Annotated in this window: 8 protein-coding genes; all 8 read right to left on the bottom strand. The window is 55.3% G+C overall.

Features of this window, described 5'->3' with window-relative positions; translation table 11 throughout:
- Positions 1–6 precede the first annotated feature (6 nt).
- The 8 genes from ACTJIK_RS13230 to ACTJIK_RS13195 all read right to left on the bottom strand — a co-directional run bounded on the left by ACTJIK_RS13230 (position 7) and on the right by ACTJIK_RS13195 (position 13,664).
- Positions 7–2,046, bottom strand: a complete 2,040-nt coding sequence (locus ACTJIK_RS13230) for a RagB/SusD family nutrient uptake outer membrane protein (protein WP_440646833.1) — start codon at positions 2,044–2,046, stop codon at positions 7–9.
- Between the two features lie 4 nt (positions 2,047–2,050).
- Positions 2,051–5,407, bottom strand: coding sequence for a TonB-dependent receptor (locus tag ACTJIK_RS13225; protein WP_440646832.1), 3,357 nt, complete (start codon positions 5,405–5,407; stop codon positions 2,051–2,053).
- Between the two features lie 69 nt (positions 5,408–5,476).
- Positions 5,477–6,610 carry a FecR family protein gene (locus tag ACTJIK_RS13220; protein WP_440646831.1) on the bottom strand — a complete coding sequence of 378 codons (1,134 nt, stop codon included), beginning with the start codon at positions 6,608–6,610 and terminating at the stop codon, positions 5,477–5,479.
- Between the two features lie 67 nt (positions 6,611–6,677).
- Entirely contained in the window at positions 6,678–7,259 is a 582-nt protein-coding gene (locus ACTJIK_RS13215; protein ID WP_440646830.1) for an RNA polymerase sigma-70 factor, read from the bottom strand.
- Positions 7,260–7,468: 209 nt separating this feature from the next.
- Complete coding sequence (locus ACTJIK_RS13210; RefSeq protein WP_440646829.1) at positions 7,469–8,884, bottom strand: efflux transporter outer membrane subunit; 1,416 nt, start codon at positions 8,882–8,884, stop codon at positions 7,469–7,471.
- Positions 8,877–12,011 (bottom strand): efflux RND transporter permease subunit, encoded by a 3,135-nt coding sequence (locus ACTJIK_RS13205; RefSeq protein ID WP_440646828.1) that lies wholly within the window; start codon positions 12,009–12,011, stop codon positions 8,877–8,879. The genes ACTJIK_RS13210 and ACTJIK_RS13205 overlap by 8 nt, the downstream gene beginning before the upstream one ends.
- A 35-nt stretch (positions 12,012–12,046) precedes the next feature.
- Positions 12,047–13,165, bottom strand: coding sequence for an efflux RND transporter periplasmic adaptor subunit (locus ACTJIK_RS13200; protein WP_440646827.1), 1,119 nt, complete (start codon positions 13,163–13,165; stop codon positions 12,047–12,049).
- A gap of 100 nt (positions 13,166–13,265) precedes the next feature.
- On the bottom strand, positions 13,266–13,664 hold the full coding sequence (locus ACTJIK_RS13195; protein ID WP_440646826.1) for a hypothetical protein: 399 nt from the start codon (positions 13,662–13,664) through the stop codon (positions 13,266–13,268).
- Positions 13,665–13,855: the final 191 nt, after the last annotated feature.

The following is a 13,855-nucleotide window of genomic DNA, read 5'->3' as shown; positions in this document are numbered from 1 at the left end:
TCAACATTAATAGCCCGGGTTCTGGATCAGGTTCTGGCTTTTGGATATTTCCGAACCGGGAATTTCCTGGTAATACCACCTGTTGTCGAAGGTGTAGCGGGAGTTCCGTTCGTCTAACCGCGCATCGAAGAAATATTTACCGGCCTGTGCCGCGTAAAAAGGCATCAGCGTGCGGTAGATGGTGCCGTTCTGTTCCCTGTCGAGAACGCGCCATCTTTTGAGGTCCCACCAGATCTTGTTCTCAAACGCCAGCTCCTTCCTTCTTTCATTGCGCACAATATTGATATTGTTGAGCGCCGCGGCGGAAGCCAGCAGGTTGGCCCCTGCCCTGTCGCGCACCTGGTTGATGATCGTGAACGCATCCTGCAGGTAGTTGCCCGCCTGCCCGGCCGCATACAGCTCGTAAGCGGCTTCCGCGCGGTTGAGCAGCACTTCGGCATAACGCATTTCGATCCAGGTCTGGTCAGAACGGTTTTCAAGCACTTCAGCGGTGGGCCTGGCGGGGTCCAGGTATTTCCTTACCGAAAACCCGGATACGGAGCAGGTTCCGTCCGCGGTGAACACGCCGCTGCGGCCCGCAGGGTTCTTTTTCGCACCGCCGGGCAGCGTGTAAGGCGTTTGCTGCGCGTTGGCGGACGAAACGATATTGGTGGAAGGATACGGTGCGGTGGAACCTTCAGGCAACAAACGGCTGATGCCGCCGGCTACGCTGCCGGTATAAATACCGCGCCAGATCTCGATGCTTTCATTTTTAAAAATGTCTCCCGGCACGATCACCGAAGCGCGGAGCCTGGGTTCCGCATTGGCAAAGAGATCGAGCGTGTTGGTGTAGAGAATGTATTTACCGGCGCCGTCCAGCGTTTGGATGGTGCCGTCAGGATTCTTGGGAATGCCGTCGAAAAGCTCCACGAAATTGAGCGTGGGATTCACTTCCGCGGAATAGCCATTGCCGCCCATCAGCTGGCGCGGAACGTTGTAGGCATCGTACCCGTGAACGGTTTCGGGGTATTTGTATTCTTTCACCAGGATATTCTCCGGGCTGGCAGCGTCGAAGAACAGGCTGATGTAATTCTCCATCTGCGCCTGTTTGTCGCCGGCGGCCCAGGTTTTCCGGTACAGTGTATATTTTCCATCCAGCAAACCCGCAGCATCGTAAGCAGCCTTGAAATATTCGTTCGCCCTGGCGGCAGGAATGCCGCAGAGGCGGTTCTGGCTGCCGTCGAACAGCTGGATCTGGTTGTATTTTGCGATGGAACCGGCATACAGCATAGCCCTCGATTTAAAAGCGGCAGCCGCGTATTTGTTCGCGCGGCCCACTTCGCTGGATTCCTTCATGTTGGCATACGCAAAATCCAGGTCTTCCGCGATGAAATCATACACATCCTCTTCGGAAGCCCGCGGGATGCGCAGTTCCTCGATGCTTTGCTCCGGGTAGCTCAGTACTTTGTCCACGATCGGCACGCCGCCGTATCTTTTCACCAGCGCCATATAAGTAAAAGCACGGATGAAACGGGCTTCTCCCAGCCAGTGGTTCACATCGGCTTCCTGGAAATTCTTCGCGTAGGAAGGCAGCGTTTCCAGGAAATAATTCGCTTCGCGGATCAGCGGGTAAGCGCGCTCCCAGAAGTTGAACTGCTCAGCGGTAGCGCTGTTCAGGTCGCGGCTCAAAGCCTCGCCGGTATTGGCCGGCTGGGGATTGATGATCCAGAAGTGATTGGTACCCCTGGTGGGCGAATAACGGAAATCTTCCATCGGCAGCTCGCTGTAGCAGCGGGCCATGTAGATCCTGATGCCGCCTTCGGTAGTAAACACGTCCTTGTCCTGGATCACGTTCATGGGCGGTATCTCCAGGTCGGTGCAGGCAACCTGGCCAATGATGCAGGCGATGGAAAGCAGGAATATCTTCAGTCTCATCCGTATATTCCCTTGTGTGATGTTATCTATCATGCTTCGTTTCATCCGTATACTTCCTCTCTTTTCAGCGGCCGGATGGAACTTCGCATATACATTCCCTTGTGTGATGTTATCTATCATGCTTCGTTTCATAAGATTAAAATTTAACGTTCAGGCCTACGGAAAATGTCCTGTTGAGCGGGTACAGGTAGCTGTACAGGGTGGCGGGGTGCTCAGGGTCCACATACTTGATATCTGTTATGGTGATCAGGTTGTAGCCGTTCACATAAGCCCTTACGCCACCCAGCCCGATCCTTGCGGCGAGCTTATCGGGAAGCGAATACCCTATTTCAGCGCTCTTCAGCCGCACATATGCAGCATTCTGCACATTGAAGCCGGAGTTCTCATCTGGCACTGTGCCGGTGTAAGCGTATTTCCCGGGTATCCACTGGATGTTCGGATCATAGGGGTCCGCCGTGGGATCAGCCGGATGCCACCTGTCCAGGAACAGGGCCAGGCCGCTGCCGCCGCCCCAGAGGGATTCGCGCAGCTGCTCGTTGTAGCCTACATTCACCATGCTGGCGCCCTGGATGAGCAGGTTGAGGTCCAGGCCTTTCCAGGAACCACCGAGCATCAGCCCGTAATTCACCAGCGGTATGCCGTTGTAGGCGATGGGATGCACATCCAGGTCGCTGATCATGCCGTCTCCATTCCAGTCCTCGTAGGAATAATCGCCGGGCAGGGTGCCCCGTCCCACGTAGGTTTTACTGTTAATGATATCATCCCAGGAAGTGAAGCGGTTGCCCGCACCAAGGCCCCAGCGGGCATTGTTGAAGCGGTTGTTGGAATTCTGCCGCCAGTTCTCGTAGGAGTTGCCCGCAGCGGAACGTTCCACATATATATTACGGGTACGGGTATACGAATAGATGGCTTTGGCGTAATATTCGAAGTCACCGATCTTATTGCCATGGTTAACCTCTACTTCTATACCCTGCGAGCGGTTGCTGTTGAGGTTCTCCTGCGGAAGGTTCGCCCCTACCACGCCGGGCAGGCTTTGCGCGCGGGTGGTGAGCAGGCCGGTACCGTTGCGGCGGAATACATCCACCACGATGCCCAGCTTGCCGCGCCATGCGTCTATATCCAGACCTATGTTCGCGGTTTTGGCCACGAACCAGGTGATGAATGGATTGGGAATGCCTTTGCTTTCCAGGCCGTTGATGAATTCCCGGTCGAACATATGCCCGGGAGGCAGCTGGTTGTTGCTGCCGGAAGCGGGATAGGTATAGCCGGTGATGAACTGGTAAGCGATAGCCCCGTCGTCGCCCAGCTCGCCGTAAGACGCGCGGATCTTCAGGTTGCTGATCATCTTCAGCGCCCGGCTGCCTTTAAAGAAACCCTCTTCCGATATCCTCCAGCCTACTGATGCGCCGGGGAAGAAACCAAACCGTTTGTTCTCGGGAAACTTGGAAGAGCCGTCTCTCCGGAAACTCGCTTCCAGCAGGTATTTCGATTTGTACGCGTAATTCAGCCTGCCCACCAGCGCACGGTTGGCGTTGCGGTACAGGTCATCCAGCGAAGCGGACATGTTGCCCTGCTGGTTGGTGCTGTTGCCGGCCATCAGCTGGTCCACAGCCAGGGAAAGTTCGCGCTGCGCGTAGAAGTTATCGCCGGAGCGCACGCTGTTTTCATACAGCAGCAACGCGCTCACGTCGTGTATGGAATTGAACTTCTTATCGTAGGTGGCAGACAGCTGGAACAGCGTGTTGGGCCGTTCAAAATATTCGCGCCGCAGGCTCGAAGGCGACTGCTGCGCCCTGGGCGTGTAAGTGTCGGAAGCCGCGTCGTAGGTATATTGATTGTATTGCTGCTGGTAAAATTTGTTGATGGAACTGTTGTAATCGTAGCTGTACATGCCCCTGAACTTCAGCCCGCTGAGGAACGGCGCCTGGTAGGTGGCGGATACGGCAGACTGGAACCAGCGTTTCTGGAAGGTTTTATAACCTGAAATGCTTTTGTCGGACATCGCCACGGGGTTAGTTCCATCCACCGGCGTATGCGCGAGGTAATCCGGGTTGTTGTTGGCATATACGGGCTCCAGCGGGTTCTGGCGCCAGAAGGAACGGATGATCCACCAGGCGTCCTGGTAGGGTTGGTTCTTCTGGTCGAAAATGCCGCTTACGTTAAGGTCCACGCTGAGGTCGTCGGTTACTTTGCCGGTGACGTTGGCGCGTACATTATAACGGCGGTAGTTCAGGTCGCCGCTGCGGAGAAAACCCTGCTGCTCCATATAGCCGAGACTTACATAATAGCTGATATTCTCGCTTCCGCCGGAGGCGTTAAGATTGTGCTGCATTTGCGGCGCCACGTTCCTGATGGAAGGTGTATACCAGTCGGTGCTTTGTTTGCTGCCGTTGCGGTAGGGCTCGAAATCCGCGTCGGTATATGCCAGGCGGCCGCCGTTCACGTTGTGCATGTTCTTTTCGTTCACCAGCGTCATATAGCCGATGGCATCCAGGGAGCGCGGCAGGCCGGAAGGCGCCTGCCAGGTGTAGGACCCGTTGTAGGTGAGCTGCCGGCCGATCTTGCCGCGTTTGGTGGTTACCAGCACCACGCCGTTGGCCGCACGCACGCCGTACACCGCCGCCGATGCGTCTTTCAGCACGGAAATGTTCTCGATATCGTTAGGGTCCAGGCGGGCAACGTTATCGCGCGGAATGCCGTCTATGATCATCAGCGGCGCCCCCAGCCCGCGGATGTCGAAGTTGTTGTCGAAAGAGCCGGGCTCGCTGCTGTTCTGCACAATACGCAGGCCGGGTACTTTACCTGTCAGCATGTTCAGCACGCTTTCGTTTTTGGTGGTATTGATCTCTTTGCTGGTAACGGACGCTACAGAGCCGGTAACCGTGGCTTTTTTCTGCACGCCGTAACCCACTACCACGAGGGTGGTGAGCGCTTTGTTTTCCACCGCCAGCCTTACGTCAACAGTAGCTCTTTTCTGAATAGGTACTTCCTGCGTAACAAAGCCGATGAAGGAGAATACGAGCGTTTCGGTTCCTTCGGGCACGGAGAGTATATAGCTGCCGTCATCGCGTGTGGCCGTGCCTTTGGAGGTCCCCTTCACCGCCACGCTCACGCCGGGAAGCGGCTCGTCGGCCTCTCCCACTACTTTCCCCTTGACCGTAAAAGCCCGCTGAACGGGGCTGCTCCGCGGCTTCACGACGATGGTGTTTTCGCGGATCGTGTAATCCAGCGGCTGGCCGGCGAAGCAGAGGTCCAGCACTTCCTTTACCGTGGCATTTTCCACGGAGATACTCACCGGTTTTGTGGCCGCCAGCTGGGCATCGTTGTACAGCAGCTTATAGCCGCTTTGTTTTTTTAATTCTTTCAGCACTTCTTCAACCGAAGTGTCCCTGACCTTTAGTGTGATCAGCTGTGCAAATGCTGATGCCTGCACCTGCATGAATGCGATAATGCATAACAGGAAAGTCAGCTTTCCGTAAATCAGGAGTTTCATTGTGTGGAACCGTTGCATGGCAAACAATTTTGGCTGTTATGGTTAGTTAATATGGCATTGGAGAGAAAATCAGCGGAGCACCTTAATGGCGCCGCCCTGCAGTTCGAACCGTACGCTTTCCGTCATTTCCAGCATCTCCAGCACGCCGGACACGTTGCTGTACCGCGACACGGTACCGGAGAAAGTAACGCCCTGCATCGCGTCGGCATACTCCGGTTTTACGTCGTACCAGCGCGCCAGCTTGCGCATGATGCTGTGTATATCCTCGTTGTCGAAAATGAAAAGCCCGTTTTTCCAGGCCACCGCTTCTTCCACATTGGCAGGCCCCGTGGTAATGGAGCTGCCCACCAGCGCCTGCATGCCGGGCCTGAGCAGCTGCCGCCCGGAAGGATTGCTGACGGCCACGCTGCCCTCCAGGAGGGTAACTTTACTCCTTGCTTCATCAGGATAAGCCATGATATTGAAATGCGTGCCCAGCACCTCTACGGAGCTGCCGTTGAACATTACTTTGAAAGGCATCGCTTTGTTTTTCGCCACTTCAAAATAAGCCTCACCGGTAATTTCAACGGCGCGTTCGCCGCCGGTGAAGGAAGACGGGAATTTCAGCGTTGAAGCGGCATTGAGCCAGATGGCAGTGCCGTCAGAGAGGGTGATCCTGAATTGCCCGCCCACCGGGGTGGACAATGTATGCATCTGTATTTCCGCGCCCGTTCCGCCCATGTTGTAAGCCAGGGCCCCGCTGTCCAGCTTTACGGCCTGTATGCCGCCCTGGCTGAAAAGCGTGCCGTTCGCCGCACTGTCCAGCACAATGCGCTGGCCGTTGCCAAGCGTGAGCACGGCCCGGTTGCCGCCCGGCGAGCGGTCGAGTTCGTTTACAGCTATGGAGGGGGCAGGCGGTGCGGAAGGAGAAGGTTTAACCAGCCACCAGCCCAATGCAACCACGAGTATAACGGCGGCGGCGGCGAGCCTGAGGGTACGGATGCGTGCCGATCGTTTCCAGCCGATGCGCTGCTCGATAGCGCCGAGCAGCCTTTTCTCGTGCACATCGCGGCTTTCGGCTATGCCGGAAGGCACTTCCAGCTGCCGGCCGTCGTCATGGGCCAGCCATTCGGCCAGCTCAGCCGCTTCGTCAGGTGAAATGGTGCCCTGCAATTGTTTTCGGGCGAGCTCGTGGTAGCGCTCATTCGTGGAATGATCTTGCATCAGCAAAGGGTTTCTGATACAAGGTCAATTGAAAAGGGATTTTCCCTGAACGGGATGAAAAAAAATTTCAGAAGAACATCATCAGCATCCTGGAAATAAGCTGGCCCAGGCCGCTGCGGAGGATCTTGAGGGCGCGGCTGATGTGCGTTTCGACGGTTTTTTCGGAAACTTTCATGTGTTGGGCAATTTCCCGCTGGCTGTAACCTTCCCCGCGGAGCCGGTATGCAAGACGGCATTTTTCCGGGAGGCGGGCCACCATTTTCTCCAGCCATTCCCGGAGGTCTTCGAACCCCAGCCATTCTTCAGTGGAGCTGTCTGCCGGAGACAAGCTGCGTGCGGCATTGCGCAGGTAGGTTTCGGCTTTCTGTTGCCGGGCAAGGAAATTCAGGATGCGGTATCTCACCGCCACAACAAGATATCCTGCCAGCTGCTGCCGTACTTCCAGCGTTTCGCGGCGTTGCCAGAGGTCTACAAATACATCCTGTACAATACTTTCCACTTCAGAAAAGTCGGCCAGTTTTTTTCCCGCGATGTAAAGTAGTTTATCCCAATACCTTTTATATATCTCACGAAAAGCTTCGTGATCCCCGGTTTGCAGTAGGAGCAGCAATTCTTCATCTTGGTGGAATTGATAATTGGCGGTCCCCATCAGCGTAGATATTGAATTTTGGTCAATTTAACTGGAGCCTCGGAATCTATCTTTTGCAAACATACTGCTAAATCGTTAATGCAAGGGGTTAAAAATTTATGAAACGGTCGTTCACCACAATGCAGCAACGGGAACAGGCAGGCTTTTTTGCTGCGTGTTCCCGTCTGCATTGGCCCGGTAACCGGTATCCGGGTTTAACCGGAACAGGTTTACGGGAGACCGTCGCCGCCTAATGCCCGGTACAGTTGCACCAGGCCCTGGTACACTTCCCTCCTGGTGGTGACCAGCGCCAAGTCGGCCTCCAGCACGTTTTTCTGTGCAGTGATCACCTCCAGGTATGAAGCGTATCCGGTGGAATATAAAGTGCTGGCAGTCTCCACAGCCGCTTTCAGTACGGCCACTTCCTTGTTCTTCAATTCATACACCCGCTCCTGGTTCTCCACTTTATTCAAAGCTGTCGCGATCTCCTCGTAACCGTTTACTACGGTTTGCTGCCAATGGTAAAAGGCGGTCATGGCAGACGCGGTGGATATATTGAACTGGGATCTTAACTGCCGTTTATTAAAAATGGGCGCAGTGATACCGCCTGCAACGCCCCAGGCGAGGGAAGCGGGCGTCTGGAACAGCAGGTTCGCCTTAAAGGCATTAAAACCCGCATAGGGCGTAAGCGTGAGCGAAGGCAGGAAAGCCGCGCGGGCCGCTTCCACATCAGCCCGGCCTGCCGCCAGTTCCAGTTCAGCCTGCCGCACATCAGGCCTTTGCAGCAGCAGGTAGGCGGGAATACCGCCTTTTACGGTACGGGGCAACGACGTGTCCGCCGTGCGGGCAATGGGCGCAGGAAAGCGGCCCAGCAAAGCATTCAGCCGGTTTTCCAGCATACTGATCTGCTGCCGGATGTTATACTCCAAACCCTGCGTGCTCAGCAGCTGCGCGGTGAATTGCTGCACAGCAAGCTCCGTGGCACGGCCGGCCGCCTTCTGCACGTTCACCGTAGCCACGGCGCTTTCCTGCAATACAATATTCCGCTCAATGATCTTCAATTCCTGGTCCAGCGCCGCCAGCTCGTAATATATGCCCGCAATGCCCGCTACTACCTGCGTACGCAGCAGCCGCTGCCCTTCGCGCGACGCCAGGAAACGGCTGTACGCAGCTTTCTTCCTGCTCTTCAACTTGCCCCACAGATCTATTTCCCAGGAACTGCGCAAACCGATGAAATAATCTGGCACATTGCGGGGAATGCGTTGGTCCTTGCTGATGTTGGGCGACAGGTTCGTATCATAGTTCCCGACGCCGTTCATGGTATAGTCGCCATATTTCTCTACACCCGCGGATGCGGAAACGTCGAGGGAAGGCAAGGCGGCATTTTTCGCTATCAGCAGGCTCGCCTCTGCGGCCCTGATCTTCTGCGCGGCCGCCAGCAAGTCGTTGTTACGTTGAAAGGCAGTATCTATCAACGCACGGAGTTGCGGGTCGTCGAACACCTGGTTAAACCCCCTGAGCGTTAAAGTATCTTTCCCCTCCGCCGGCAGCGGCCTGGCTGCGGGCAACATCGCCTGTTTCGGCAGGCTGCACGCGCCCAGGCCCGTCATTGTCAATACAAGTAACCCTTTGCGGATATTATTCATTCGTGTAAGCTTTAAGTTCAACATTCTTTTTCCTCGTCATAGATGCAAACAGCACGTACAGGCCCGGTATCACGATCACGCCGAATATGGTGCCGATCAGCATGCCCCCGGCGGCGGCGGTACCGATGGAACGGTTACCCATGGCTCCCGCGCCCGAAGCGATACAAAGCGGTATCAATCCCGCGATGAACGCGAAGGAGGTCATCAGGATCGGCCGCAGCCTGGACACTGCGCCCTGCACCGCCGCTTCCTTGACGCGCGCTCCCTGCTGGCGGCGCAGGATGGCGAACTCCACTATCAGGATGGCATTTTTGCCCAACAGGCCGATCAGCATCACAAGCGCTACCTGTGCGTAGATATTATTTTCCAGGCCCAGCAGGTACAGGCTGAAGAAGGCGCCAAATATGCCCGCGGGCAGCGAAAGGATCACCGGCAAGGGCAACAGCAGGCTTTCGTATTGGGCGGCCAGCAGCAGGTACACGAATACGAGGCAGATGAGGAAGATAAACACCGCCTGGTTACCGGACGCGATCTGCTCGCGGGTCATGCCGCTCCACTCATACGTAAAACCTCGCGGCAACTCCTTTGCCGCCACTTCTTCCGCTGCGCGGATGGCATCGCCGCTGCTGTAGCCGGGCGCGGCGTCGCCATTGATCATAGCGGATGTGTACATGTTGTAACGCGTCAGCTGTTCGGGCCCGTACACACGCTCCAGCCGGATAAAGTCCGCGTAAGGCACCATCTCGTTCCGGTCGTTCTTCACATGCAGTTGCAAGAGGTCATCCGGCCTGGCCCGGTACTGCGGCAATGCCTGCACCATCACTTTATACATCTGCCCGAAACGGATGAAGTTGGAAGCGTAATAGCTGCCTAGCAGGGTTTGCAGGTTGCTCATGGCATTGTCTATGCTCACGCCTTTTTTAGCGGCCATAGCCTGGTCCACATGGATCATGTATTGCGGGAACTCCGCATCGAAGCTGGTGAATGCGCCGCTGATCTCCGGGCGTTCGTTCAGGGCGCTGATGAACTGGTTGGTGATCCGCGCCGTCTGCACAAAATCATCGCTGCCGGTGCGGTCTATCACGCGCAGCTCAAATCCGCTGGAGTTGCCAAACCCCGGCACTGTTGGCGGCGGGAAAAATTCTATCGAAGCATCGGTGATGTTCCGGGTTTCTTTTTGCAGCTTTACGATCATACCGTTCACATCGGTTCCGCGTTCTTCCCAGGGTTTCAGGTTCACCATCGCCATGCCGTACGAGGCGCCGGCCACTTCATTCACCAGGCTGTAGCCGGCCAGTGTGGAAACGGATTCCACTTCCCCGAACTGCTCCGCAATGGCCTGCACCTGGTCCAGCACTTTGTCCGTACGCTCCAGCGTAGCGCCGGGAGGCGCGGTCACGTTCACATAGATCATGCCCTGGTCTTCAGTAGGAATAAACCCCGAAGGCAGCACGGCGCCCACACCCCAGGTAAGGATAAAGAAAAGCACCAGACTGCATAGGGTAACCAGTCTCCGTCCTGCGATGAGGCGGATGAATTTCGCATACCCCCGTTCGGTGGCATTATATCCGCGGTTGAAGCCGTTAAAGAAACGTTGCAGCCAGCCGCGCTTTTTCCCGCTGTTATGTTTCAGCATAATAGCGCAGAGCGCCGGTGTTAAAGTGACGGCGTTGATGCCGGAGATCACGATAGCAACGGCAAGCGTGAGTGAGAACTGCCGGTAGAATACGCCCACCGGGCCGGATAAAAAAGCGACCGGGATAAACACGGCAGACATCACCAGCGTAATGGCTACCAGCGCTCCGCTGATCTCTCTCATGGCCGCCAGTGTGGCCTGCATGGGTGGCATATGCTCCTCCGTCATCTTCACGTGCACCGCTTCCACCACCACGATCGCATTGTCTACCACGATACCGATGGCCAGTACCAACGCGAATAAGGTGAGCAGGTTGATGGAAAAGCCCATGACCTGCATGAAAGCCAGTGTGCCGATAAGCGCTACCGGCACGGCCAGCGCGGGTATGAGGGTGGAGCGGAAGTCCTGGAGGAAGATGAATACCACGAGGAATACCAGCAGGAATGCTTCCACCAGCGTGCGCATCACTTCGGAAATGGAAGCGTCCAGGAAACGGGATACGTCGTAATTGAAGTTATAGGTCATGCCCGGCGGGAACGAGGTACGTTTCATTTCCTCCATCTTCTCTTTCACATTACGGATCACATCGCGGGCATTGGAGCCGGGCCGTTGTTTGAGCATGATGGAAGCGGAAGGTTTGCCATCCGTTTTGGACACCATGCTGTAGGTAAGAGCGCCGAATTCAAGCTCTGCAACGTCTTTCAGCCGCAGCAGCGCGCCATCGTCGCCGGCGCGCAATACGATCTGCCCGTATTGTCCGGGTTCAAAGAATTTACCGGTATAACGCAATACGTATTGCAGCATCAACGGATCCTTATCCGAGCTTTCCCCTGTTTTGCCCGGGGCTGCTTCCACGTTCTGCCGGCGGATGGCCGCAATCACTTCGTCTGCGGAAATATTGTAAGCCAGCATCCGGTCAGGCTTCAGCCATACGCGCATGGCATATTCCTTAGCCCCCATGATCTCGGCGCGGCCCACGCCGTCTATGCGCTTAAGCTCCTGGAGCACGGTAATGTCCGCGAAATTGTAGATGAACTGCTCGTCCAGCTTAGTGTCTTCACTCATCACGTTGAGGTACAGCAACATGCTGTTCACCTCCTTCTCCGTGGTAACCCCGCTTTTGATCACTTCTTCGGGCAACTCGTCTATGATCGTGGCCACGCGGTTCTGTACGTTCACCGCCGCCTGGTCGGGGTCTGTTTCCACGTTGAAGTTGATGGTGATGACCGTAAGGCCGTTGTTGCTGGAAACGGACGACATATACGTCATACCCGGCACCCCGTTGATAGCACGCTCCAGCGGCGTGGCCACGGCCTTGGCGCATACTTCCGCGTTGGCCCCGGTATATTTTGCGGTAACGGTTACGGAAGGCGGCACAATGTCCGGGAATTGGGTAACGGGCAGTGAAATAAGGGCCAGCAGGCCTACCAATAGAATAATAAGGGATATGACCAGTGATAACACCGGCCTTTTTATAAAAGTATCAAACATGTTTTTCGTGATTTTCCGGTAAAGGACATTTTAGATCAACTGCGCAACAAACTATCCATGACAACGGGACGCGGCTTTATTTCCATGCCGTCGCGGATATTGCGCACACCTTCGCACACTACCCGTTCGCCAGGCAGCAGCCCGCTTTCCACGATGTAGAAATGTGCGAAACGCGTTTGCGGGCTAAAGTTTTTCATCTTCACCCGGTTGTCTTTATCTACCACGAAAACATAATTTTTGTCCTGCATTTCGAACACGGCCTTCTGCGGCACCATTACCGCACCATCCAGCTTGTTGCTAAGTTTCACTTTGCCGCTGGCGCCGTGTTTCAGCAGTTTTCCCGGGTTGGGGAAGCGGGCGCGGAATGCGATGGAACCGGTGTTCTCTTCAAACTCCCCTTCCACGGTCTCGATCTTGCCTATATGTTTGTATCCCCCACCGTCCGCCAGCTCCAGCTTCACTTTGCTGTATTCATCCCCGCCTTTGTGCAGGGATTGCTTATACCGCAGGTACTCTGTTTCCGACACGGAAAAATAGGCGTACACCTCGCGTGTGTCGGATACGGTGGTGAACAGGGAGCCTTCATTGATCAGGCTGCCTGTTTTCAGCGGAATGCGGTCCACGATCCCGTCGAACGGCGCGCGTACGCTCGTATAGCTCAGCCGCATCGTTGCGTTGGCTTCCGCGGAGCGGGCTTCGTCTATCTTCGCTTTGGCCGCCAGCAGGCGCGCTTCCGCCACTTCCAGTTCCGAGGGCGCCAGCACTTTCTTTTCCACCAGCAGCTTCACCCTGCCAGTTTCCAGCTCCGCCGCCTTTGCTTCGGCTATCACATTACTGAGTGCCGCCTTGGCGCGGGCAAGCTCCGCGCGGTATTCGGCATCGCTGATGCTAAAGAGCAGCTGTCCTTTTTTAACATCCTCTCCTTCGTCCACATAGATCTTTTCGAGGAACCCGCTTACCCTGGCCCTGATCTCCACGTTCTGCACCGCCTGTATATTGGCCACATACGAGCGGTACATCATGGTGTCTTTTGCTATCAATTGGGTAACGGGCAATATCCTGATATCGTTTTTATCGGTTTTTTCTCCTTTTGCAGCGCATCCGGCCATAGCAAGGGCGGGCAGCGATATGATCAGCCACTTTATCAGTTGCATAGTAAATTAGTTATCTGTATTTAAATACGGCAAAACAATCCCGCGGCCGCAAGCGGCCGTGAATGAAACAATCTGGTCAAAAAAATACGGGAAACTGCTGTCAGAAAGGGGTCAGCCGGAAAAGGAAATCGTAATAGGCAGGCAGGAATGCACGCTGGAAGCGGTATTCGCCGGTTTTATTCTCCGGTATAAAGATGCTGAGCGCAATGTCCTGCGGGAGCCGGTACAAGGCGTAGTTCTCAAAACTATATTGCCTTGAAGACGTGGAGATGTAAAGCCGTGTTTTGCGGCGGTGTTTCTGGGTTTTCACCACTTCGTGCGCCGGCGGCTCATCTTCCTCCATATGCACCGGTGCACGGTATTGCTCTGCGGGGAACTGCCAACCCGCATCCGCCAGCTGGCGGTGGGCGGCTGCTACGGGCATAGCTATGCTGACAAGCTGTATGGTCAGCATGATGGCACATATCACCCATTGTTTTATATGACTGTTCTTCCGCATGGAGAAACGCAAATTTAAAATTTATGTCCAAAAACACAAAGTGAAGAAATGATTTTTGGTACGATTGTGTTATTCAACAATTGCTCCGGCCTCGCATGAAATACATACCATAAATGTTTACAGGCCAGAATGCACGTTAAAAAGGCCCAAAAAACAAAAAGACAGCCGGTAAGACTGTCTCTTTTCATGCT

Source organism: Chitinophaga sp. 22620 (genome assembly GCF_052044405.1).
GTDB lineage: Bacteria > Bacteroidota > Bacteroidia > Chitinophagales > Chitinophagaceae > Chitinophaga.
Note: the sequence above shows the minus strand (reverse complement) of the source record. Positions and strands in the feature narration are given on the sequence as shown.

Bases quoted from the DNA above. Each gene is read 5' to 3' on its own strand.
- ACTJIK_RS13220 (WP_440646831.1), bottom strand. From the start codon at position 6,610: ATGCAAGATCATTCCACGAATGAGCGCTACCACGAGCTCGCCCGAAAA.
- ACTJIK_RS13205 (WP_440646828.1), bottom strand. From the start codon at position 12,011: ATGTTTGATACTTTTATAAAAAGGCCGGTGTTATCACTGGTCATATCC.
- ACTJIK_RS13230 (WP_440646833.1), bottom strand. From the start codon at position 2,046: ATGAAACGAAGCATGATAGATAACATCACACAAGGGAATGTATATGCG.
- ACTJIK_RS13195 (WP_440646826.1), bottom strand. From the start codon at position 13,664: ATGCGGAAGAACAGTCATATAAAACAATGGGTGATATGTGCCATCATG.
- ACTJIK_RS13210 (WP_440646829.1), bottom strand. From the start codon at position 8,884: ATGAATAATATCCGCAAAGGGTTACTTGTATTGACAATGACGGGCCTG.
- ACTJIK_RS13200 (WP_440646827.1), bottom strand. From the start codon at position 13,165: ATGCAACTGATAAAGTGGCTGATCATATCGCTGCCCGCCCTTGCTATG.
- ACTJIK_RS13225 (WP_440646832.1), bottom strand. From the start codon at position 5,407: ATGAAACTCCTGATTTACGGAAAGCTGACTTTCCTGTTATGCATTATC.
- ACTJIK_RS13215 (WP_440646830.1), bottom strand. From the start codon at position 7,259: ATGGGGACCGCCAATTATCAATTCCACCAAGATGAAGAATTGCTGCTC.